Origin of the sequence: Micromonospora trifolii, from assembly GCF_022229005.1 — a bacterium.
GTDB classification, from domain to species: Bacteria; Actinomycetota; Actinomycetes; order Mycobacteriales; family Micromonosporaceae; genus Micromonospora; species Micromonospora trifolii.
In genome coordinates, this window is record NZ_JAKKFD010000044.1 from 49303 (window position 1) to 70278 (window position 20976).

A 20976-nucleotide genomic window follows, 5' to 3' on the forward strand; every position below is an offset into this window, starting at 1 on the left:
CGGGCGGACCCGGCGTCGCGCCGGGTCCGCCCGCCTCACGTGGCCGGAGGGCGGCGACGCCTGGCGTCCCGCAACAACGTCAGGGCGATGACGAGAAGGCCAAGCAGGGCTACGACGGCGTTGGCGGTCGTGAGACCTCGTCCGCGGGAGCGCGGAACGCGTCGAACATCTCCCTTGGCCGCGTGCTGGCCCGCCAGAGCAGGCCGATGGCCACGGCCGGAACCACCGCGAGGACCGCGAGGCGCAGGCCCACTGGTTGCCCACCCAACCAGGACAACCAGGTACGCCCGGCCAGGCAGCGCGACGGGCCCATGCACTTCCACGCGATCAGGTCCAGCGCGACGCCGGCGAAGGCAAGCACGTAGAGCGCGGTGAGCGTGAGCGCCAGCAACCGGCACAGGGATCTGACCATCGCATCGGAGCCAGGGTTCGCCGGTCGCATCCAGATCGCGAGGTTGGACAGCATGAACGGCAGGAGGAACACCAGCGTCAGTGTGCGGACCACGCTTCCGGCGGGCAGGTCACCCCAGCGGTACGCCTCCGTCACCCGCTCGCCGCTACGGCACGAACAGCGGCGGCGGGGCCGGTAGAAGCCGCCACTGCGGTCGCCCGCGACCTGCTCGACCTGCGACACGTTCAACACCTGCGCGGCGCTTGCGCTGGCGGCCCCGTGTACCCGCAGCTCCACCACGTCATTGGACATCCCCGGCCCGCGTGACCGCGCTGATGCACCCGACATCGGCCCCTCCGAAGCACCTCCGGTGGCCAAGCCTTGTGAACCAGCCCCCGCGCCACTCGCGGCGGTGTACCCCGCCCGGCCGAGACCAACCGTGGGCCTGCCGCACTGATGGCTGGGCGCTTGCAGGTCCTCGGGCCGCCCAAAATTCCCGTGTCGATGTGGTAGGCGGTGGTTAGCGTACGCGGATGAGCACTGTCCCGAGGGCCGGACTGCGGCTGCGATTCTGCGCCGATCCGGGCGAGTTCCTGGCCGCTGCCGGTGACTACCTGAGCGCCGATCCGGTCGTCAGCACGGTCGTGACCACCATCGCGAACCGGCACGTGTCGCAGCGGTCCGAGGGGATCGCGCAGCCCGACCGCTACTGGTGGCTGGTGGTCAGCGACAACTCCGGTGCCGTGGTCGGTGCCGCAATGCGCACGGCGCCGTACGCCCCCTGTCCGCCGTTCCTGCTGCCCATGCCCGACGAGGCGGCCGTTGCGCTGGCCCGCGCACTGCACGAGCGCGGGGAGGAGGTCCTCGCGGTCAACGGTGCCCTGCCCGCCGTTGACCTGTGCGCCGCCGAGCTGACCCGCCTCGACGGCGGTCGAGTCCAGGTCAACCAGCACACACGGCTGCACGAGCTTGGCGAGCTGACGTGGCCGCCACCGGTGCCGGGCGGCTTGGTGGTCGCGACCGAGGGCGACGTGGGACTGGTCACGGAGTGGTCCGCCGCTTTCATGGGCGACGCCGACGAACAGTCGGGCCGCCCGCGCGGTGCCAGCGCGCACGAGGTGCCCGACCGCGCGGAGATGCTGCGTCGGCTCCACGCCGGACGGCTGTGGTTCTGGGTCGACGAAACTGGGGAGCGGGTGCACCTCACCGGCGCCAACCCACCGTCGTTCGGGGTGGCCCGTCTGGGCCCGGTGTACACACCGCCGGCCCAGCGCGGACGCGGGTGGGCCAGCAACGCGGTCGCCGAGGTTTCCCGGCGAATCCAGGCCGAGGGCGCACGGGTCTGCCTGTTCACCGACCAGGCCAACCCGACGTCGAACAAGATCTACGCCGCCCTCGGCTACCGGCCGGTCGTCGACATGGCCAACCTGGTCATCGTGCGCGAGGCACTGAGCTCGCGGACCCACGTCGACCGCGGTGGGCCTGAATGACTACCGACGGCGGGCGGGTTCGTCGTCGCCCGGCTCGACGGAACGGCTTTCCGGAGGGCTGCCCGCTGATCGGCGGCGGTAGGAAACGGTTGTCCCCACCAGCAACACCGCTCCTGCGAAGAAGTAGGTGTTGATGCCGATGCCGGTCCAGAACTCGCCCGTGGAGATGTCCGCCGCCCCCACGAAACCACCGCGACGGATACCGGTGACCATCAGGATATTCTCGACCATTCCTGGAACACCCCGGACGACGAGCAGCACGCTGCCGGACAACAGTGGCGTCAGGAGTAGCCACCGGGGAAGGTGTCGAGCCGGCGGGCGGACTGTGGCGAGAACGACGGCTGCTCCGATGGCCGACATGAAGATGAGCACCAGGTTGAAGATCACGTAGGCCCTCATACCCCACGGTCCATCACCGGTTGGATCATCCCCGGGGAAGAACACCACGATCACGTGGGACACCACAAAGAAGATCAACCAAGCGAAGGCGCCGTACGCCCAGCGACGACCTCTGAAAGTGGGCATACCAGCACCCTCGCCGAGCCAACGCCGTGACGCCTCCCTCCCTGGGTCGATTCCACTCCCCCGGCAGAGCGAGGTGCGGGAGGTGTCGACGCACCAAACCCGGCAGCGAAGGCGCTACCGGGGTGCCACTCTCGGCATGATTCTCCGTTCACCGGTGGCGGCCATCGAGTGCACCGCCAGGCGGCGACGGAGTCATACGACTGATCCACGGGTACTTCCCCACATCTGCTGTGGACATCGGAGGCTCTGGCGCCGCCTGCCGCTGTCACGTGAACTCGTCCCGCAGCGGTCCGTCCGGCATTGACGACTCGGGTCCGCACGTCCACGGTGGATGTTCATCGACATACCCGGCGCCCCCGGCTGACAGCCGGGATCGCCGCCTGACCTCCTGTTCAGGGCCACGCCGTCGCGGCATCCGAGCGCGGGCCTGTCGGGCCATGCGCGACGGCCAGCAGGTCGTATCCCTGCTGGATGTCCTGCCCGCCTCGTTCGAGGACCTGCCTGAGACGTTGGACGCGGCCACGAAGACCGAGGTCACCCGCCGGCTGGTGCTGATGCCGATCACGGTGTAGTAGCCGAACAGCCAGGGGTCGGCCGAGGTGTGGACCACGGCGGATCGCGGTCTCGGCCGCCAGGGCGTTAAGGGCGTTACAGCCAGTCGTGTTCGCGGGCGTAGCGGGCCGCTTCGTGGCGGGTCCGGGTCTGGGTCTTGCGCATCGCGTTGGAGAGGTAGTTGCGGACGGTGCCCGGGGCGAGGTGGAGCCGAGCGGCGATGTCGGCGACCGAGTAGCCCTCACCGGTGACCCGCAGGACGTCGGCTTCACGGTCGGTGAGGGGGGAGTCGTCGGTGACGGCGAGCACTGACACGTCCGGGTCGATCCAGCGTTTCCCCGCGTGCAGGGTGGCGATGACCGCTGTGATGTGGGCTGGCTCGGCGGACTTGCTGACGAAGCCCTGGACGCCGAGCTTCAGCGCCTTGCGCAACACCCCGGGGCGGGCGTGCCGGGTCAGCATGAGGATCACCTGCTCCGGTCGCTCCCGGCGGATCTCGGCGACCGCGCCCAGGCCGTCCACGCCCGGCATCTCCAGGTCGATGACCAGCACGTCGGGCCGGTGCCGCAGGGTGGCGGCGATCGCCGTCCGGCCATCCTGCGCCTCGGCGAGAACGGTGATGTCGCCCTCCATCGGCAACAGCGCGGCCAGGGCCGTGCGTAGCAGCGCCTCGTCGTCGGCGAGCACGATGGTGGTCATCGGCCGTCCCCCGCAACGGTCGGGGCCGCGTCGGCCCGAGCGGGTGGGAAGACCGCTGCGGTCAGGAACCGCCCGTCCTTCTGTTCCACTGTCAGCTCACCGCCGTCGCCTGCCACCCGTTGCCTCAGTGCCGCCAGTCCCCGGAGCTCGGGGGGCGTGCTGGCGGTCACGCCGTCGTTGGCGATGGTGATGCCCGACGCGGCGAGCGTGATCTGCACCTGGGTGGCCTGCGCGTGCCGCAGGATGTTCGTGGTCGTCTCCCGCAGCACCTGCCCGAGCAGTTCGCTGGCGCGGGCATCGACCTCGGCCTCCCGGGTCACCCGGACCCGGATGCCGGCGGCCTCGAACAGGTTCTTCGCGTTCTCGATCTCCGCGGTGAGGTTGAGCCGGCGTTGCGCGTAGGCGAGTTCCTTGGTCTGCGCGATGGTGTCGCTGACCAGCGTGTACGTCTCCCGCAGCTCCTTCTCCGCCCGAGCGGTGTCGCGCAGCAGCAGTCGCTGGGCCAGGGCGATCTTCAGTTTGACCACGTGCAGGGTGTGGCCCTGGATGTCGTGCAGGTCGCTGGCGAACCGCACGCGCTCCCGGACCACGGCCAGCTCCGCCTCGCGTTCCCGAGTCTGTTCGAGCTCCCGGATGAGGTCGTAGAACCGCTCGCCCACCACTGTGAAGACCGTCACGACGACGGTGAGAGCGGTCGGGATGAGAACGTAGGTGAGCAGCACTGCACCGATGTCGTCCCGCTGCACCAGCAGCCGCGCCGCGCCGACGGCGGCGACGTAGGTGAACAGCCCGGCCATCGTCCGAGCCCGGTGCCGTCGCACCTCGCGTAGGGCAAGCGAACCTACGGCGCAGACACCCCAGTAGGCGTTGGGGCTGCCGGTCACGAGGACCCCGAGCGGCCAGACCGCTCCCGCTACGACCACGCAGGGCAGCGCGACCCGGGCGAGGTCGTTGGCCGTCCACCGTTCGAAGGCCACCACGGCCGCCACGGCCCCGGGCGCCAGGACGACGATGTGCCACCAGGCACGCGCGTCGGTCCAGAGCAGGACCACAGCGGCGAACACCACCGGTGGCAGTGACGTGGCGAGGTTGAGCCGGCGCAGCCTTCCCTGCGTCGACTCGGTGAAGCGCGGCGATCTCGCGGTCACCATGTCAGTATCCGGCAGCCAGGGGCCCCGACCAGTGACACCACGTCACATGCGGTGATGACGTGGTGCCACTGACAGGTTGGCCGCGACCGCGCTGTCATTGGTCCATGTCCACCACACCCGTCATCGAAGTCGAACGGCTGAACCTCACCTACGGCGAGTTCCACGCCGTGAAGGACCTTTCCTTCGAGGTACGACCCGGAGAGCTCTACGCACTGCTGGGCACCAACGGAGCCGGGAAGACCTCGACCCTGGAGGTCGTCGAGGGTCACCGGAGGCCAACCTCGGGCACCGTACGCGTCTTCGGGCGCAGCCCCGACGACCGGCGAGCGGTACGCCCCCGAATGGGCGTGATGCTCCAGGAGAGCGGATTCTCCCCGGACCTCACCGTCCGTGAGTCCGTCGGTCTGGTCGGTCGGCTCACCCGACGCAGCGACGACGTCGACCGGGTGCTCGACCTGGTCGACCTCACCGGCCGAGCCGGCCGCAAGGTGTCGCAGCTGTCCGGCGGGGAGAAGCGGCGGCTGGACTTCGCCACAGCGGTCTACGGGACCCCGGAGTTGCTCTTCCTGGACGAGCCGACCACCGGCCTCGACATTCAGTCCCGCGATGCCGTCTGGGCGACGGTGGACCGGCTCCGGGAGAACGGCGCGACCATCGTGCTCACCACCCACTACCTGGAGGAGGCGCAACAGCGCGCGGACCGGATCGGACTCATGCACGAGGGCGCCTTCCACCGGGAAGGCACCGTCTCCGAGCTGACCCGCACCCTGCCCGCGGTCATCCGCTTCTCCCTCCCGGCACCGGCGCCGACGCTGCCGGTGCGGGCCGCCGTCGACGCCGACGGCAAGGTCATGGTCGAGACCTTCGAGCTGCAGAAGGACCTGCACCTCCTGCTCGGCTGGGCGCAGGACCACGCCGTGGAACTGCGGGACCTGGCGGCCGGGCCGACCCGGCTCGACGACGTCTTCCGCGCCATCAACAGTTGATCCGATCTTCCGCGAGGAGCCTCACCGTGTTGTCCATCGCGTCCAGCGAACTGATCCAGATCTTCCGCAACCGGCTGGTGCTGATCACCAGCCTCATCATCCCGGCCGCGGTCTGTGTGTTCTTCGTCCGTCAGCACGAGACCTACGCCGCCATCGGGAGCCTCGGCTACATCGCCGCGATCGTCCTGTTCACTGTGGCCGCGTTCGGGCTCTATGCCACGGCCGTCACCACTCTGGCCTCTCGACGGCAGAATCTCTTCCTCAAGCGGCTGCGCTCCACCGCCGAAGGCGACGCCGGCATCCTTGCCGGCCTGCTGCTGCCCGTACTCATTCTCGCCGTGGTGCAGGTGACCGCGATCCTGACCGCCCTGGCAGTGGTCGCCGGCGGACCGGCGAACGTCGCCCTGCTGGTGGCGGCGGTCCTCGCGACAGTGGCCATGATGATCGGCTTGGCGCTCGCCACGGCCGGGCTGACGAACTCCCCCGAACACGCCCAGGTCACCACCCTGCCCGTTACCCTCGGGGTGATCGCCATGGCCAGTTGGGTGGGCATCTCCGGCACCGAGAACCTCGCCTGGCTCAAGCGGCTGCTGCCCGGTGGTGCGGCCACCGAACTGACGATGAACGCCTGGAACGGCGGCGTCGCCGTGACCGACTCCCTGCTCCTGCTCGCGCCCACGCTCGGTTGGGTCGTCATCGCCGTCGCTCTGGCCACCCGACTCTTCCGCTGGGAGCCCCGCCGATGACCACCGAAGCCCGGTCGGATGCGCCGACCCTGGTGGAAGATCTCCTGCTGCTCCTGTTCCAACCCAGGTCCGGGACCATCGCGGGAGAGAACACCCTCTTCTACGTCCTCGGCGGAGCCGTTCTGGCGGACCTCGCCCTCGGCGACCACCTGACCACGGCGGACCGGGGTCGGCTCAGGAGCGTGGCGGATCATCCACCGTCGGACGGCCTCCTGCGCCCGGCCTGGGACTACCTGGCCGAGAAACCGAGGGGGGTACAGACGGCCCTGGCCGCTGTCGGTCCCGCCCTGCGCCAGCCGGTGCTGGAGCGGCTCATCGAACGAGGCGACATCGACCAGGAGCCCCGCAAGGTGCTCGGCCTGTTCCGGACGACGGCCCTGCGGGACGGCAGAACCGAACGACGGGCCCGCCTGCTCGCCGACGTTCGGCGGGTCCTCGTGGACGGCGCGGAGCCGCAGGCGCGGGTCGCCGCGCTCGCGGCGCTGCTCTCGGCGAGCGGGACGCTCCCGCAGTTCGACCGTGAGATCCCGTGGACGTCATCGGTGATCAGCCGGGCCAAGGAACTCGAGCGGGGCAACTGGGGTGCCGACGCTGCGGCGGCAGCCGTGACCCGCACCGTGACGGCCACCGTCGTCAACAGCGCCATCGCGGCCATCACAGTGCTTCCTCGAAGCTAGGACGCGCGAGACCAGACCGGTCCGGTCATTGCGAGCCGGCGGACGTGTGCGCCTCGGTGACAGCTTCCCCGCTCACAGCCTGGAATTGGCCGGGTGCGGTCGTTCGGGCGGTTTCCCCCTGGCGTGCATGGCGTCGGAAGCGGCGATGCCGGCGAGGACGATGACGGCGATGACGGCCACGGCCAGCGGCGGCAGAAGGATCATGAACGGCGAGGCGCCGGCAAGCGCCACAGCGCCGACGATCCGAGAGCGGGACACCCGGGCGAATACGGCATGTTCCACCAGGGCCCGCCCGATCAGGAAGAGCATCGGTCCGCCGAGGACAACGAGGATCCACGCCGCGTTGGTGTGCCCGAACGGATGTTCGATCACGATCTCGTATCCGACGGCAACGGCGACGATCCCGGCCACCATGAGTACGTGCGCGAGGAAAGCCTCCCGGATGAGGTGCGCGGGCTCGGCGGCGGCTCTGATGGCCTCGGGCAACAGTTGGCCCGCCCTGAAGATGTAGACGCGAAACAGCAGCACAGTGGTGATGAACGAGACCGCGAAGGCAGCCGCGGCTCCGCCGTGACGAAACGATGTGTCGCTGTAGGCCGAGCCGGTCGTCAGAATCAGTTCACCCAGAGCGATGATGAAGAATTGTCGGTAGCGCTCAGACAGATATTCGGCCAGAACGGGCCACTGCCGTTGGGTGGGGCGGGACCACGGCGCGGGATAGAACAGCAGCAGTGCCGCGCCGTCGATGGCGATCGCGATCGTCCACAGCAGGGTGCGGGCCAGATCCGTCACGATCGCGCCGGCGATCCACGGCACCGCCGACAACGTGAACCAGAAGAACACCCCGGCCGCCCGGCGCTGCGCTTCGTGGCCACGCAGCAGCGGCACGATGACCAGGCCGCGAATGATGTGGACGGCGACGTACGCGCCAGCGAAGGCCAGACTCCTGTCCCCGAACGCGTCCGGCACCGCGACTGCCATCACCAGCGCGCCGAGCATGGCCGTGTAGACCAGCACCTGAAGCTGGGGCCGCTGCGGGTCGTAAAGGTCGGTGACCCACGCCGTGACGAACCACAGCACGATGAAGGCCAGCAGCAACAGGAGCGTCTCGCCGACGTCGATGAGGACGACCCGCTGATCGGTCAGCTCCTCGACCAGCCGCTGTGAGACCCGATTCAGGGCAAAGATGAAGACCAGGTCGAAGAAGAGTTCCAGAAGGCTCGGTCGCTGGGGTTGCCCGGGTTTTCGAAGCAGCGCTGCTGCCCTTGTCGACATGGGCCGCCCATTCCTGCCGGCTTCGCCTATCCGGGTATTGGTACCACGCCGGGTGGGTCGTCGAGTCGATACCCGGAGAATGCCGCACCGGGTTGCATCTCCCTTTGTGGGGTACGCCCGTTGCGCCACGCGGGCGCCGTCGGATCAGCCGAGCGGGCCGGTGTGCGCCGCGTACACGCCGGGGGGCCGGTACCGGATGGATCAGCGAGACGCGGGCGGGCGCCCTGGACCTGACGGCTTCGTGGAACTGCGGGTGCACGGGGTGTCCGCCACCGGCCCGGATGACCTCCTGGATCGACCGCACGTACAGCAGGTGGCGGGTGACCACCGGGGCGGCTTCTACCGACCCCGGCCGGGAAACCACGAGGGCGGCAAGGCTGACGGAGTGACGCTGGAGGCCTATCGCTGGAACAATCTGCCCGCTGGCAACGCGGTGCGAACGCTGTCGATGGTGATCCTGTTGCCCTTCATGCTGATCAACCTCGCCATCTGGATGCGTCCGGCCGGAGCCGGCTCCGACCCGGTGATCAAGGCCCTGTGCCGGTTGTTGGCGCTCAGCCTGACCGGGATGTACGTGCTGAGCATGGTGGGGATCGCGCTGGATGTGATTGCGTGGAAGTGCATGTCCTCACCGGAGTGCCTGGCGGGACGCAGTTGGCTCTCCTGGCTCGGGGGGCGTCCGGCCGGACTGCGTCTGGCGGTACTCGCGCTGGTGCCAGCTGCGGCCATCGGCCTGGTGTGGGGGCTCAGCGCTCGCCCGGCACTCCCGTCTCACGTCTTCCGCGCGGCCAACCAGCCCCTTGCGGCGAACCGGCTCACCGCCGTCGGCCGGTGGGACAATGAGCCGCTGGTCGGTCGACTGCGCTCGATTCACGTCGCGGCGGCGTTTGCCACGCTGGACCTCAGCCTGCTCGGCGCCCGGGCCGCGCAGGGCCTGTCGATCGGCACCGTCGCGCTGGCGGCAACGTCCGGACTCTTGCTGATCATGTGTGCGGTTCTGCTCTGCACCCCACCTCTGACCACGCCCACGGAGTGGCGCCTCGACCGGTTGGTCAGCGTGCTGCGCACGATCGCCCTCGGTCTGACCGTGCTGGTCTGGATCCACGTCCTGACCAGTTCGGCCTCCTGGCCGGAGCGCAACGGGCTGCCCGGCTACAACCTGACCGTCGTCGGGCTGTTCATCGGTCAGGCGGTGCTGCTTGCTGCCCTGGGGGTGGCGCTCTTCTGGCACCGGCGTCGAGAGCCGGATGTCGCGCCCGCGCTCGGGTTCGGCGCCCTGGCGACCTCCGTAGCCGCGATCAGTCTGGCGCTCACGTTCTCCGCTGAATTGGTCTATCGGGTGTCCGACGTCCTGAACAGGGGCGCGCCGACCGCGGAGGCCTTGATCACCAGCCCACCGCGTGCCTGCATCTGGGCGATCCTCGGCTTTTCGCTGGCGGTGCTGGTGACGCTGGCCGTCGCCGGCGTGGTGTCGGTGGCGTCACGGCCGGGACGGATCCGGGCCGCGTCGGCGATCGTTGCTCGTGACTTCCCTGACGCGCCGACCGATGCCACGCCGCGGCTGCGGCAGGTGCGCAAGAGCATCGCCCATGCCGGGTTCACCGAGCGGCTGGTGCCGCTCGCGGTGCTCTACGCCTGCCTGGCCGGAATCGGGATGACGATGGTCGCGCTCGGCCTACTGCCGACGCCTCCCGGCGAACTGATCCAGCGGTACGTGGGGCTGCCGGTCGGCTTCGTCGACTTCAGCATCGGTGTCGGCAGCTATCTGATCGCCGCCCTCATCGTCGGCCTGATCGTCGGTGGAATCTTCGCCCATCGCACCCCCGGATTCCGCCGGTACGTCGGCGTGCTGTGGGACCTGGGCACCTTCTGGCCCAGAGCCGCGCACCCGTTCGCGCCGCCGTGCTACGCCGAGCGGGCCGTTCCCGAACTGACCTGCCGGATCACCCACCTCGTCGACTCCGGCAACACGGTGGTGCTCACCGGACACAGCCACGGCTCCGTCCTGCTCGCCGCGACAGTGCTCCAACTGCCGCCACGGGTCACCGACCGGGTCGCGCTGCTGACCCACGGTTCGCCGCTTCGACGGTTGTACGCCCGGCTCTTTCCCGCGTACGTCAGCGACGAGGTGATTCACGAGATCGCCAACCGGGTGGACTGGCGGTGGGTGAATCTGTGGCGAGACACCGATCCCCTCGGCGGCCGCGTCTTTCCGCCGCAATCACCCGACGAGGCACCCGCCGCATCCGACCGCGAGACGGTGGACCGACGGCTCCGCGACCCGTCCGCCGTCACAGCTCCGGCCGGCGACATCTTTCCGCCACCGATCAAGGGGCACCGGCCCTGCGAATCCGACGAGGCGTTCGATGAGGCGGTGCGTAACCTCGCCGACCACCTCCGCTGAGCTGCGGTCGCAGACTCGAGGCGCCCCCATGTGCGCCGTGCACCGCGCAGGAATTCGACCACGAGTAGCGGACAGCCGACACCGCAGCACGAGGTAGCCGACTGTGACCATGGAATCACTGCGCGCACACTCCTCTCCGACATGTTCCCGTCGACTGGAGGACAGATGCGTCTCCGATCGTTCGTCACCGCAACACTGGCCGCCGTCCTGGCCGCCGGCGCACTCGCGCCGCCGACGCCGGCCGCGGCGGCCACCGCCGATCGCTGGGGTTTCGCGTACGTCAAGGACCCCACAGTGCCGGTCTGGACCGTGCTGGAAACCAGCCGGCAGTGGGGTAGCTGGAAGACCGCGTTCCCCGCCGCCTGGGCCGACGGCATCAAGCTCGCACCCGGCCGGTTCCAGGTCCGCTTTCCGCAGATAGGTGCCGGCTCACGGGGTGTGCCGCACGTGACCCCGGTGAACCGGACCGGGCACTACTGCGAGGTGGTCCGCTGGTTCCAGTCCGGCGCCGACGAGATCGTCGACGTGCAGTGCCACAAGCCGGGTGGCACGCGCGATGACACCCCGTTCACAGTGCTCTGGACGACCAGCTCGGGCGTGCTGCCGGCCGGGACCTCCCATGCGTACGTGCAGTGGAGCAGCGGCCTGGTAGCGCAGTCGTACAACTCCACGGGCGCGGTGAACACGGTCGGGCCGCTGGGCGTCGGACAGTATCTGGTGCGGCTGCCCGGCGTGGGGCTGGCCGGGGTCCTCGCCGGCAACGTGCAGGTCACCGCCGTGCAGCCGAACGCCGGTCCGCGTCGCTGCAAGGTCTACACCTGGAGCGCGGTCGGCAGCGGCGTGCAGGTGTACGTCTTCTGCTACGACCAGGCCGGCGCGTTCATCAACACCGACTTCGTCCTCTCGTACCACCGTCGGCGGCCGGTGGTCGGCTCGCTCGGACCGCCGTCGCACTTCGGCTATCTGGGCACCGCTGTCGGCGGGCCGACCAATGACAACTCGGTGCTCGGTGTGGGTGTGAACACCGTGGCACCGCTGGCACCTGCCGGCCGCTACCTGGCGACCTTCCCGCAGGTCGGCCTGAAGGAGACGCACGCCCAGGTGGTGGCGCAGGGCACTGGCAGCAACTACTGCCACCTCACCCAGCCCTGGACGTACACCACCAACGCCGACGTCGACGTCATCTGCTTCGACAACACCGGCGCAGTCACCCCACACCGCTTCCTGGCCACCTTCACCTCCCGACTCTGACGCCGCGCCGCGCCGCGCCGGCGGTCTCCATCGCCGCCGGCCCGGTAGGGGCCTCTGACGTCATCGCAGGAGCGGGGCGAGGCCGTCGAGGAGGCGCTGGAGGCCGAACTCGAAGAGCGTGTCCAGGCTCCAGACCATGTCGTCGGCGGTGATGAAGCGGGCCATCAGCGGGTGCCGCCCGTCGGCCAGGACCGTGCCGATCCGTTCTCCGTGCGCCGCCATCCACTGGGTGTCGGTCAGGCCGCTGTCCTGCTCGGCCTGCGCCTCCTCGGCCAGGTTCACCGCCGTGCCGCGCACGTAGTTGGCCACCGTCACCGCCGCCGTGAACTGTGCGTTCAGGTCGAGCCCGCGCCCGTCCAGGGCCCGCATCGCCCACTCGGTGTGGGCCATGGCGTGCGGGGCCGGCAGTGGCCGGGTGAAGGAGAGTGCCTGGGCCAGCCAGGTGTGCCGACGGTACATCGCCCACTGCAACTGGGCGACGGCCTCCAGGCAGGCCCGCCAGCCGTCGTGGTCCGGGGTGAGGGCCGGGGGCGGGTTGTCGGCCATTACCGTGTCGATCATGAACAGCACCAGCTCTTCCCGGTCGGCCACGTACCGGTAGATCGCCATCGTCGGAATGCCGAGCTGGCCGGCGAGTCGGCGCATCGACAGACCGTGCAGCCCCTCGGAGTCGGCGATGGCCACGGCGGCGGCGACCACCTGCTCGCGGTCGGGGTCGGGTGCTCTACCCACGCCGGCCGTGGCGACCACTGTGCCGACGCCGCGCAGGGGCTCAACGAGACCCCGTTCGCGCAGGGTCGCCAGGACCTTCGTCGCGGTCGCCATCGCGATCCCGTACTCGGCAGTGAGCTGCCGGGTCGACGGGATCCTCGCCCCGCGTGCGAACTCGCCTGACGCGATCCGGTCCGCGAGATCGGCGGCGATCCGGCGGTACGGCGGTTCCTCCACAGCAGCCTCCCGTGCACTAGTGCAGTCACGGTACCGGTAGACGAATACGGGGGACAGCCTGACTATTGTCGGGCGCTAGTGCACTCATACGCTGTACGACATGACTGATTTCGTTCCGCTGAAGTCGCTTCGCAGGACCTACGACGGCCCGGTGCTCGACGCCTCTAGAGGAGCGATGTCATGAGCCTGCTCCGACCTGGCCAGCCGGGCCACGCACTGGATGGGGCCGCGGCGAACATCGACGGCGCCCGGATCAACGTTGTGGACGCGTTACGCGGGATTGCGCTGCTGCTCATCCTGCTGGTCAACGTGTGGTACTTCAGCTCCGGATACGCGTTCCAACTGATCAGCGATCCGGCCTACGGCGCGCTCGACCGGCTGGTCGCCGGTGCGGTTGAGCTGCTGTTCGCGATGAAGGCCTACCTGCTGTTCTCATTCCTGTTCGGCTACAGCTTCACCCTGCAACTCGACTCAGCGGCCCGGCGTGGGACGGCCTTCGGCCGAACATTCCTGCGCCGGCTGTCCGGGTTGTTCGTGCTCGGGGCGCTCCACGCGGTGCTGCTGTTCCACGGCGACATCCTCACCACGTACGCGTTGCTCGGTCTCGTGCTGCTCGCCGTTCGGCGGATCGAGCCGCGCTCCGCCCTGCGTACAGCGGCGATCATCGTGGGCGTCACCGCGTTCGTTGTCGGTCTGGCCGCGGTTCTCGGCGCCGCGGTGGTCCCGGACCAGGCCGCCGCGGTCACCGCCGGTGCGCGTTCGACGGAGGCTCTACGCGGCGGGTTCGGTGATGTCATCCTGGAGCACCTGCGCTCGTTGCCGGCGATGCTCGGCGCACTTGCCGTGCAGGGACCGTTGGCCTTCGCCGCGTTCCTCGTCGGTCTGGCCGCTGGCAAGCACCGGATGCTCGCCGCCGCGCACGCCCACGAGGACCTGCTGCGCCGATGCGAGCGGATCGGCTATCCGGTCGGCCTGGCCGGCGCCGCCGTGTTCGCGATCGGCGGCGGCACGGCGAACATGACCGGACTGATGGTCAGCATCGTCACCGCGCCGTTCCTCGCGGCGGCCTACGCCGCGACTCTGCTGCGTCTGTTCACGCGGCGTCCACGCGTCGCGGACGCGTTGGCGCCTGCGGGGCGCATGGCGCTGACGAACTATCTGGGCCAGTCGCTCATCTGCGTGCTCGTCTTCACCGGCGTCGGGCTGGGCCTGGCCGGCCACACCTCGCCGGCGCAGACGCTGCTCATCGCACTGACGATCTTTGTGGTCCAGGTGGCAGCCAGTTACTGGTGGATGCGGCGGTTCCGGTACGGCCCCCTGGAATGGGCGTTGCGCGCGTGGACCCACGGCAGACGACCCGCCATGCGCTGGTAGGCCCGACAACTCACTACCAGCCTTGCGCAGCCGGACGGCGACCATCATCGACCGGCCGGCTGCGCGGCGGCGTTCAGGGGTGCGGCTGTGCCCGGCCGGCGACCTGGCCTGCGTACCCGGACCATCCGAACCTGAATGGCGACCACCCGCGAGCCCCGGTCAGATCCCGCCACACACGGGCCCTAGTTACAGGCGAGGTTGTTCCTGGGGGCCTTACCTGCACCGCGGGACACCGAGAGGAGCCCACGGTAGACGACTTTTTGGGCGCCGATGACTTTGGACCGGACGTCGTCCACGACGATCCTGACCCAGCCTCCGGCCGACTCCGGTAGCACGAGCGACTGGCCGACCGTCGCGGCGCTGACCATGCAACTGCGCTCATCGGTCACCACCGAAAAGCCGATTCGTTGGTCGTTGGTGCTCACCGCATGGACGCCGATGCGGATCGACCCGTCGGGGGTGCTGCCCGTGACGGGCTTGTCGCGGTCGTCGGGGTCCTCCGACAAGACGATCACGACGGGCGGGCCACCCCGCGCGGGTGCGGGCGACACGGTGGCCGCCGACGGACCGGTGACAGGCGGTGTGGGGTCGGATGATGTGGGGCCGGACGGAGTGGTGCGGGACGGAGTGTTGGACGTGCCGGGGCGCTGGGTCGTACTCCGGCCCTCGGGGGAATTCGGTCCGCCCCCCAGCAGGTCCGCCTGCCAACCGATGATCGCGAGGAGCAACAGGAGTGAACCCAGGGCACCCGCCCACACCGACCGGTGACGCGTCCACCGGCGCCCCGGGCCGGAACCACGTCCGGGCGGCGCCACTTCCCCGACCCGCTCGTCGTCCGGCGCGCCGCCCGGCGGGGTCGCAGCGGCGCGGTTGCGGGCGATGGCGATGCGGTGCCCGTCGTTGCGGCTGCGACGCTGCGGCCGTGGGTGGTTCCGCGCGTGCAGGTGCTGGTCGACAGCGGTGAACAGGGTGTCCATGTCCAGCAGCCGGGGCCCGCCCAGTACGCCGTCTCGTAGCGTTTGCACCAGCGCACCGGTGAAGGCGGTGTACTCGGCGCCGACCGCGGCGATCGCCGGCATGTTCTCGGCGGTGGCGGTCATCAGGTAGGCGCCGTCGACGACAGCCTGGTCGGCCAGTTGACCCGGGCCCGACATGAACCCGGACATCGCCCGCCCGCTGTAGCAGCAGTCGAGCAGCACCACCTTCGCCCGGCAGCCCCGGGCGGCGGTGATCATCTCGCGGCGGACGTCGGCGAAGCGGACCGCGCCCCACAGCCGCTCCCGACTGGCCTCGGGCAGCGCGAGGTACAACTCGGCGATGTCGTCGAGCAGGCCGTGACCGGCGAAGTACACCACCAGCGCATCGGTCGCGGCCATGGACGCCTCGTGCACGGCCCTGAGCACCTCCTCGCTGGAGGTGGGGTCGATGACCACGCGGCAGTGCTCGGGCGGCAGGCCCCAGAGGGTCGGGTCGGTCAGCAGGGCGGCCAAGCCGCGCACATTGCGCTCGGCCGCCGGGATGCCGGGCATCGACCGGTACTCGGACACTCCGATCAGGACGGCCCGCGACGCCGCCGGATCGGGCAGGGCAGCTGTCATGGCGATGGCGGGTGGTCGCCCCCGTCGGGAGCGTCGCCGCTGGCCGTGTCGCTCGCCGCGAGAAACGCGCTGATCATCTCGGCGGTGAGCTGAGACGTGTCGTCGACGGTCAGGCGGCTGCCGTCGGCCCGGACGACGGTGATCGAGGGGGGCCTGGGCCGGCTCTGTCGCCAGGCCAGCACCGTCACCGCGAGGCTGGACATCGCTGTCACATGGGTCAGGACCACGTCCACCACGTCGAGGGCGCCCATGCTGCCTGCAGGCGGCGGGGCGGACCGCACGTCGGCCGTTCGTGCCAGTGCCGCGTCGGCCCGCAACCAGCCATACAGGGCGTTGAGCTCGCCGGGACCATCGGTGAGGATCCGTACCCGCAACATCACTCCCCTCAGCGCCCAGCGGCGGACATCGACCACGATATCGGAGAGCACGAAACGGCGGCCGTCAGCCGCCGGCGGGCCGGCGTACAGGCGGCGGTCGATGACGAGGGGCGGAGCCTGACCGTCAGCTCGTCGTTGAAACGGTCAGCCTTGGCGCCACTTCTGGTTGGCGGTGCCGGCGCAGTCCCAGATGATCAGACGCGCGCCGTCGTTGCCGTTCCAGCCGTCGATGTCGACGCACTTGTTGGCCTGCGGATTCACCAGGTCGCCGGCCGCCGACAGGACGAACTGCTGAGCACCGGTGCCGTTGCAGGACCAGAGCTGGACGACCGTCCCGTTGGCGGTGGACCCGCCGGAGACGTCCATGCACTTGTTGTTCTGCGACCGCAACGCCCCGCCGCTGAACGTCCAGGCCTGGGCGGCAGTGCCATTGCATACCCAGGTCTGCAGCGGTACGCCTTCGGAGAAGTTGGACGAGGGCACGTCCATGCACTTGTTGTTCCAGTTACTGATCAAGCGGGTGTTCCCGCCGCCGCCGGAGGTGATCAGACTGAGCCCATAGGTGCTGAGGATCTCGTTGACCGGCTGGAACCACATCGTGGCACCGGAACTGCAGTTACCGGACCCGCCCGAGGTCACACCCTGCGCCTGGTTCCCCGAGATCCACGAGCCGCCGGAGTCCCCGGGCTCGGCACAGGCGTTGCTGCGACTCAGGCCGGAGACGGCGCCCTGGGCATAGTTGATCGTCTCGTTGCGGCCCAGAATCGTGCCGCAGCGCCAACCGGTCGTACGGCCGGACCGGCACACCGAGCTGCCGATCGCGGCGTCCTGCGAACCCGCAACCGTCACGTTACCGCCGGAGTAGTTGTTGACCCACGGCTGAGGTGTCCAGGAACTGTTGGTACGGATCCACGAGTAGTCGTTGCCGGGGAAGGACGAGCCCGCGAAGCTGCCCTGTGCGACGTTGTTGTAGCCGAGGGTGGGGCTACCGACGCCGCCACAGTGTCCGGCGCTGACGAAGCCGCCGACGACAGCGAAGCCGACCGAGCAGAGTGTGTTGCCGTTGATGACGTACTGGTCGCCACCGCGGACGTCGTACAGGGGCCGGGGTGCTTCGGGGGCCTCGACGACGGCGATGGCGTCGACGGCGATGCCGCTCTCCCGGGCGAACGCTCTGGCGGCCGGCTCGCCGCCGGACTGCACCCGCACGACGACACGGTTGGCCTGGACGTCGACGTACCAGCCGTGGACGCTCCTGCCGGCCGCGGCGCCGTGCCGGTCGAGCGCCGCGAGCGTAGCGTCGAGCTGCTTCTCGCTGCGGGAGACGACGCTGACGTCCGCGCCCTGCGCGGTTACAACGGTGGTGGCGGAGGTGTCGGTGACCGCGACGGTCAGGCGATCGCCCCCCTGGGGGATCCAGGCGCCGGCGAACGACGAGCCGAGCCTCTCGCGCAGCCGCCGCTCGACAGCCGGCGCGACGGCCTCGACCCGTACCCGCTTGACGATCTGGGCGTCGGTGAGGCGCAGATCCCGCCGCATGGCGGCGACCATCGCGGGATCCACGTCCAGGGTCGGCGAAGCGGTCGGCGCGTCCGGAGCCGGGCCCCGGTTGGCGAAGCCCACGGTAGGCGTGAGTCCGATCGCGGCGAGCACCACGGCGGCGATGCCGAACATCCTCGGTAGACGGTTCATTGCGATTCCTTCCAGCTCCCGGCCGCGCGTCGACTGCGGACCGGCGGTGGCGGAGGAGGTATCGAACAACCAGAGAGCGCTCTCTCAGTGAAGTGTGACCGAGGCATAAATCTGTGTCAATGCGATGTGGCTACCGGGGCGCAGCCGGGGGGTTGGACCGTCGCGGTGTCGATTTAATGCTCGGCGGCCGCCTCGACGCGGACGGTCCGAGCAGCCCGGCTGTCGTCGAGGGGGTCAGCCCTCGTCGTTTTTCTTCTTGTCGCGGTCCATGGCCAGGTCGAGCGCGAGGACGCTGCCGATGATGAGCAGCGGATCGACGCCGGCAGCGACCTGCACGGCGTAGGTGTCCCGGATCGTCAGCCAGCGCTTGGAGACCGAGGCCACCTCGCTGCCGTCGCGTTCGATCACGTACTCGTGGTCGAGCAGGTCACCCTTCATCTCCAGGTCGCCGGGCCCCGGCACGTCGATGGTGAACTTGTCGCGGAACGGCGTGAGCAGCTTCTTGCGGACCTCTGCGGCCTTCTCGCCGCCGATCCGGATCTCGTAGGTGGGACGCAACGCCACCAGGTGCCGGTGCAGCGTGGCGACCTCCTGACCGGAAGCGTCCTCGATGACGACCTTGTTGCGGACGCTGAGAACCTTGCCGTCGACGTGGAAGACCTTGGTGCCGTGCTCGTCGAGCACGTCGAAGTCGTCGCCGATCGAGAAGAACCGCTCCTTGATGACAAACATGATTCGATTCTCCCCCACAGCAGACCGAAGTGCCGGCCGAGCACGACCGGCACGTACCGCAGCCCTCGTCAGCCGTCCAATGACGACCGAACGGCCCGGCGATCGTCCCTCCGCGGAGGGACGATCGCCGGGCCACCCCGGTGACGAGCCGCGCAGGGCGGCCCGCCGGTCAGCCGGTCAGAGGCCGGCGGCGTGCGCGGCGGCGGTGCCGCCGACCACAGGTAGGACGATGTTGCTGCTCTTCAGCGCGACCTGGAGGTTCGCGGCGGTGGTGTCCGCCTGGCTGGAGTACTGCGGGTAACTGGCCACGATGATCACACCGATCCGGTGGCCGGGCTTGAAGACATAGTCCTCGGGCAGGAGCGGGAAGCTGAAGTTGTACGACTCCCCCTGCACCAGCGGCACTGTGACGCGGATCGACTGCCGGTTCTGGGCGTCCATGATGCCCTTGGTGACCAGCTCGTAGTCGGCAGTGGCCACCCGCTTCGTCGTCTGCTTGTAGCAGCCGTCGTCCGTCGGGCTGCTCTGGCCCCAGCAGTCCTCGGTGGTCAGGGTGATGATGCCCTCGCCGGAGACCCGGTGCGCGACCCGCTCGTCGGTGCCGTAGTCGACCAGGATCGCCCCGAGGTTGGTGTCGGTCTGGTCGGCGGAGGCCCGCAGTTGCACTGTTGGTGTGCCGGAGATGTGCAGCGGCGCGGTGAGTGGCGCGGAGAGGAAGGCCAGCCGGTTGGGCTGCACCACGTCCGGGTTGAGGATCATGGTGTTCTGGCTCTGCGTGCGGTTGTCCTGGAACGCGCCGGTCGCCGGCTTCGCGGTGGGCACCAGCCCGAGACCGCCAGCGCCGGTGGTGCCGGGCTGGAGGAACACCTCCGTGTCGGCCTTGCCGGGGATCGGCCAGTCGGCGTGGGTCTCCCACACGTCGGCGGACCGCTCCAGGTCCACCCGCGGCTCATCCATGATGCCGTTGGCGACGTTCTGCAACCAGAAGTCGAACCACCGGTGCAGCGTCGACACCCACACCGCGCGGCGCGAGTCGAACGGGTCGACGTGGCCCTCCTGCGACAGCCACAGCTTGCGCGGCACGTTGTTCTCCGCCAGGGCGTACCAGAACTTGCTGAAGTGGTCCGGGCGGACGTTGTCGTCGTTGAGGCCGTGGTAGAGCAGCACGCTGGCGGTGACGTTGGGGACCTTCTTGACGTAGCTGCGCTCGTTCCAGAAGGCCGTGTAGTCGCCGTGCTCGTCGCCGTCGGCGGCGCCTATCGCGTCGCGAACCGGCTTGCAGTAATCCCGGCGCTCGGGGTTGGTGACCGTGTTGGCCAGCGAGGACACGTAGCTGTTGCCCCGGGTGACCACGCCGTTGCTGCGCACGTAGTCGTAGTACTCGGTCGGTCCGCTGATGGGCACGACTGTGGTCAGGCCCTTCACGCCGGTCACCGCCGTGGCCATGGCCAGTGACCCGTCGTACGACTTGCCGATCATCCCCGTCTTGCCGTTGTGCCAGTCCGCCTTGACGACCTCGCCGGCGGCGTTGCGGGCGGTGGCCCGGCCGTTGAGCCAGTTGATGGCCTGCTTGGCGCTCAGGTTGTCCTGGTTGGCGTTGGTGGTCGGGCAGCCGGTGGAGTTGTTGGTGCCGACCATGTCCAGCAGGATGACCGCGTAGCCGCGCGGCACGAAGTAGTTGTCGTAGAACAGCGGCCACTTGTCGAGCAGCCCGTCGCCGTCGAGGTCCGCCTTGCATTCGGACTCGTTGCCTCGGCAGACCGTCGAGTAGTAGGGGCTGGCGTCCATCACCACGGGGGCTTTGAGCCCCTGCGCGGTGGCCGCCGGCCGCATCAGGTCGAACGCGATGATGTCGCGCAGACCGTCGTTGTCGCTGTCGAAGGTGGAGTCGATGAACAGGCGTTCCCGGATGGCGTCGGCGTAGCCGAACACCGGCTGGGTGACGCCGTCCTGGACGACGATCGACGGCGGGCTGTCCGCTGCCAGCGCCTGCGGCGCCGCGCCGAGGGCGGCGAGCACAGCCGCGGACAGTACGGCCACGCCTGTGCGCCAGCGCGTTCCCACTGTAGGCATGCAATCTCCTTGATGTGTCCGAGGCTGCGTACGCT

19 protein-coding genes are annotated in these 20976 nt (G+C 69.5%); 8 read left to right on the forward strand and 11 right to left on the reverse strand.

The window, feature by feature from the left end:
* Positions 1-109: 109 nt before the first annotated feature.
* Positions 110-703 (reverse strand): hypothetical protein, encoded by a 594-nt coding sequence (locus NIE79_RS24805; protein ID WP_238680860.1) that lies wholly within the window; start codon positions 701-703, stop codon positions 110-112.
* Between the two features lie 221 nt (positions 704-924).
* Here NIE79_RS24805 and NIE79_RS24810 point away from each other — a divergent pair, with 221 nt between their 5' ends.
* The gene (locus tag NIE79_RS24810; RefSeq protein ID WP_238680861.1) at positions 925-1881 is read left to right on the forward strand and encodes a GNAT family N-acetyltransferase; all 957 of its coding nucleotides are present in this window, start codon (positions 925-927) and stop codon (positions 1879-1881) included.
* On the opposite strand, the gene NIE79_RS24815 is transcribed toward NIE79_RS24810, so the two are convergent.
* Positions 1882-2406, reverse strand: coding sequence for a hypothetical protein (locus NIE79_RS24815; RefSeq protein ID WP_238680862.1), 525 nt, complete (start codon positions 2404-2406; stop codon positions 1882-1884).
* A 437-nt stretch (positions 2407-2843) separates the two neighbouring features.
* On the opposite strand from NIE79_RS24815, the gene NIE79_RS33785 reads away from it, so the two are divergent.
* Positions 2844-2978 (forward strand): hypothetical protein, encoded by a 135-nt coding sequence (locus tag NIE79_RS33785; protein ID WP_274524615.1) that lies wholly within the window; start codon positions 2844-2846, stop codon positions 2976-2978.
* A gap of 76 nt (positions 2979-3054) precedes the next feature.
* Here NIE79_RS33785 and NIE79_RS24820 read toward each other — a convergent pair whose 3' ends face one another.
* Both NIE79_RS24820 and NIE79_RS24825 read right to left on the reverse strand, forming a co-directional pair.
* The gene (locus NIE79_RS24820; RefSeq protein ID WP_238680863.1) at positions 3055-3657 is read right to left on the reverse strand and encodes a response regulator transcription factor; all 603 of its coding nucleotides are present in this window, start codon (positions 3655-3657) and stop codon (positions 3055-3057) included.
* Positions 3654-4808: a sensor histidine kinase gene (locus NIE79_RS24825; RefSeq protein WP_238680864.1), complete on the reverse strand. Its 1155-nt coding sequence runs from the start codon at positions 4806-4808 to the stop codon at positions 3654-3656. Before NIE79_RS24825 ends, NIE79_RS24820 begins: the two co-directional genes overlap by 4 nt.
* Positions 4809-4912: 104 nt before the next feature.
* Here NIE79_RS24825 and NIE79_RS24830 point away from each other — a divergent pair, with 104 nt between their 5' ends.
* From NIE79_RS24830 to NIE79_RS24840, 3 genes are read left to right on the forward strand one after another with little or no spacing between them, the layout of a single operon-like run.
* The gene (locus tag NIE79_RS24830; protein ID WP_238680865.1) at positions 4913-5794 is read left to right on the forward strand and encodes an ABC transporter ATP-binding protein; all 882 of its coding nucleotides are present in this window, start codon (positions 4913-4915) and stop codon (positions 5792-5794) included.
* A gap of 26 nt (positions 5795-5820) precedes the next feature.
* On the forward strand, positions 5821-6540 hold the full coding sequence (locus tag NIE79_RS24835) for a hypothetical protein (protein ID WP_238680866.1): 720 nt from the start codon (positions 5821-5823) through the stop codon (positions 6538-6540).
* Positions 6537-7217 carry a GOLPH3/VPS74 family protein gene (locus NIE79_RS24840; RefSeq protein ID WP_238680867.1) on the forward strand — a complete coding sequence of 227 codons (681 nt, stop codon included), beginning with the start codon at positions 6537-6539 and terminating at the stop codon, positions 7215-7217. Before NIE79_RS24835 ends, NIE79_RS24840 begins: the two co-directional genes overlap by 4 nt.
* Before the next feature lie 72 nt (positions 7218-7289).
* On the opposite strand, the gene NIE79_RS24845 is transcribed toward NIE79_RS24840, so the two are convergent.
* The gene (locus NIE79_RS24845; RefSeq protein WP_238680868.1) at positions 7290-8621 is read right to left on the reverse strand and encodes a low temperature requirement protein A; all 1332 of its coding nucleotides are present in this window, start codon (positions 8619-8621) and stop codon (positions 7290-7292) included.
* A 67-nt stretch (positions 8622-8688) separates the two neighbouring features.
* Here NIE79_RS24845 and NIE79_RS24850 point away from each other — a divergent pair, with 67 nt between their 5' ends.
* A complete protein-coding gene (locus NIE79_RS24850) occupies positions 8689-10896 on the forward strand; it encodes a hypothetical protein (protein WP_238680869.1) in 2208 nt (735 codons plus the stop codon).
* Between the two features lie 165 nt (positions 10897-11061).
* Complete coding sequence (locus NIE79_RS24855) at positions 11062-12147, forward strand: hypothetical protein (RefSeq protein WP_238680870.1); 1086 nt, start codon at positions 11062-11064, stop codon at positions 12145-12147.
* Positions 12148-12207: 60 nt separating this feature from the next.
* On the opposite strand, the gene NIE79_RS24860 is transcribed toward NIE79_RS24855, so the two are convergent.
* Positions 12208-13095, reverse strand: coding sequence for a TetR/AcrR family transcriptional regulator C-terminal domain-containing protein (locus tag NIE79_RS24860; protein WP_238680871.1), 888 nt, complete (start codon positions 13093-13095; stop codon positions 12208-12210).
* 180 nt (positions 13096-13275) lie between these two features.
* On the opposite strand from NIE79_RS24860, the gene NIE79_RS24865 reads away from it, so the two are divergent.
* Positions 13276-14469, forward strand: a complete 1194-nt coding sequence (locus NIE79_RS24865) for a DUF418 domain-containing protein (RefSeq protein WP_238680872.1) — start codon at positions 13276-13278, stop codon at positions 14467-14469.
* 182 nt (positions 14470-14651) lie between these two features.
* On the opposite strand, the gene NIE79_RS24870 is transcribed toward NIE79_RS24865, so the two are convergent.
* From NIE79_RS24870 to NIE79_RS24890, 5 genes are all read right to left on the reverse strand, one after another.
* A complete protein-coding gene (locus tag NIE79_RS24870; RefSeq protein ID WP_238680873.1) occupies positions 14652-16067 on the reverse strand; it encodes a caspase family protein in 1416 nt (471 codons plus the stop codon).
* The gene (locus NIE79_RS24875) at positions 16064-16495 is read right to left on the reverse strand and encodes an effector-associated constant component EACC1 (protein ID WP_238680874.1); all 432 of its coding nucleotides are present in this window, start codon (positions 16493-16495) and stop codon (positions 16064-16066) included. The genes NIE79_RS24870 and NIE79_RS24875 overlap by 4 nt, the downstream gene beginning before the upstream one ends.
* Positions 16496-16588: 93 nt before the next feature.
* Positions 16589-18136, reverse strand: coding sequence for a ricin-type beta-trefoil lectin domain protein (locus tag NIE79_RS24880; RefSeq protein WP_238680875.1), 1548 nt, complete (start codon positions 18134-18136; stop codon positions 16589-16591).
* Positions 18137-18370: 234 nt separating this feature from the next.
* On the reverse strand, positions 18371-18868 hold the full coding sequence (locus NIE79_RS24885; RefSeq protein ID WP_238680876.1) for an LURP-one-related/scramblase family protein: 498 nt from the start codon (positions 18866-18868) through the stop codon (positions 18371-18373).
* A gap of 177 nt (positions 18869-19045) precedes the next feature.
* The gene (locus tag NIE79_RS24890) at positions 19046-20941 is read right to left on the reverse strand and encodes a CocE/NonD family hydrolase (protein WP_238680877.1); all 1896 of its coding nucleotides are present in this window, start codon (positions 20939-20941) and stop codon (positions 19046-19048) included.
* Positions 20942-20976 lie beyond the last annotated feature (35 nt).

Bases quoted from the DNA above. Each gene is read 5' to 3' on its own strand.
- NIE79_RS24805 (WP_238680860.1), bottom strand. From the start codon at position 703: ATGTCCAATGACGTGGTGGAGCTGCGGGTACACGGGGCCGCCAGCGCA.
- NIE79_RS24810 (WP_238680861.1), top strand. From the start codon at position 925: ATGAGCACTGTCCCGAGGGCCGGACTGCGGCTGCGATTCTGCGCCGAT.
- NIE79_RS24815 (WP_238680862.1), bottom strand. From the start codon at position 2,406: ATGCCCACTTTCAGAGGTCGTCGCTGGGCGTACGGCGCCTTCGCTTGG.
- NIE79_RS33785 (WP_274524615.1), top strand. From the start codon at position 2,844: ATGCGCGACGGCCAGCAGGTCGTATCCCTGCTGGATGTCCTGCCCGCC.
- NIE79_RS24820 (WP_238680863.1), bottom strand. From the start codon at position 3,657: ATGACCACCATCGTGCTCGCCGACGACGAGGCGCTGCTACGCACGGCC.
- NIE79_RS24825 (WP_238680864.1), bottom strand. From the start codon at position 4,808: ATGGTGACCGCGAGATCGCCGCGCTTCACCGAGTCGACGCAGGGAAGG.
- NIE79_RS24830 (WP_238680865.1), top strand. From the start codon at position 4,913: ATGTCCACCACACCCGTCATCGAAGTCGAACGGCTGAACCTCACCTAC.
- NIE79_RS24840 (WP_238680867.1), top strand. From the start codon at position 6,537: ATGACCACCGAAGCCCGGTCGGATGCGCCGACCCTGGTGGAAGATCTC.
- NIE79_RS24850 (WP_238680869.1), top strand. From the start codon at position 8,689: ATGGATCAGCGAGACGCGGGCGGGCGCCCTGGACCTGACGGCTTCGTG.
- NIE79_RS24855 (WP_238680870.1), top strand. From the start codon at position 11,062: ATGCGTCTCCGATCGTTCGTCACCGCAACACTGGCCGCCGTCCTGGCC.
- NIE79_RS24865 (WP_238680872.1), top strand. From the start codon at position 13,276: ATGAGCCTGCTCCGACCTGGCCAGCCGGGCCACGCACTGGATGGGGCC.
- NIE79_RS24870 (WP_238680873.1), bottom strand. From the start codon at position 16,067: ATGACAGCTGCCCTGCCCGATCCGGCGGCGTCGCGGGCCGTCCTGATC.
- NIE79_RS24880 (WP_238680875.1), bottom strand. From the start codon at position 18,136: ATGAACCGTCTACCGAGGATGTTCGGCATCGCCGCCGTGGTGCTCGCC.
- NIE79_RS24885 (WP_238680876.1), bottom strand. From the start codon at position 18,868: ATGTTTGTCATCAAGGAGCGGTTCTTCTCGATCGGCGACGACTTCGAC.
- NIE79_RS24890 (WP_238680877.1), bottom strand. From the start codon at position 20,941: ATGCCTACAGTGGGAACGCGCTGGCGCACAGGCGTGGCCGTACTGTCC.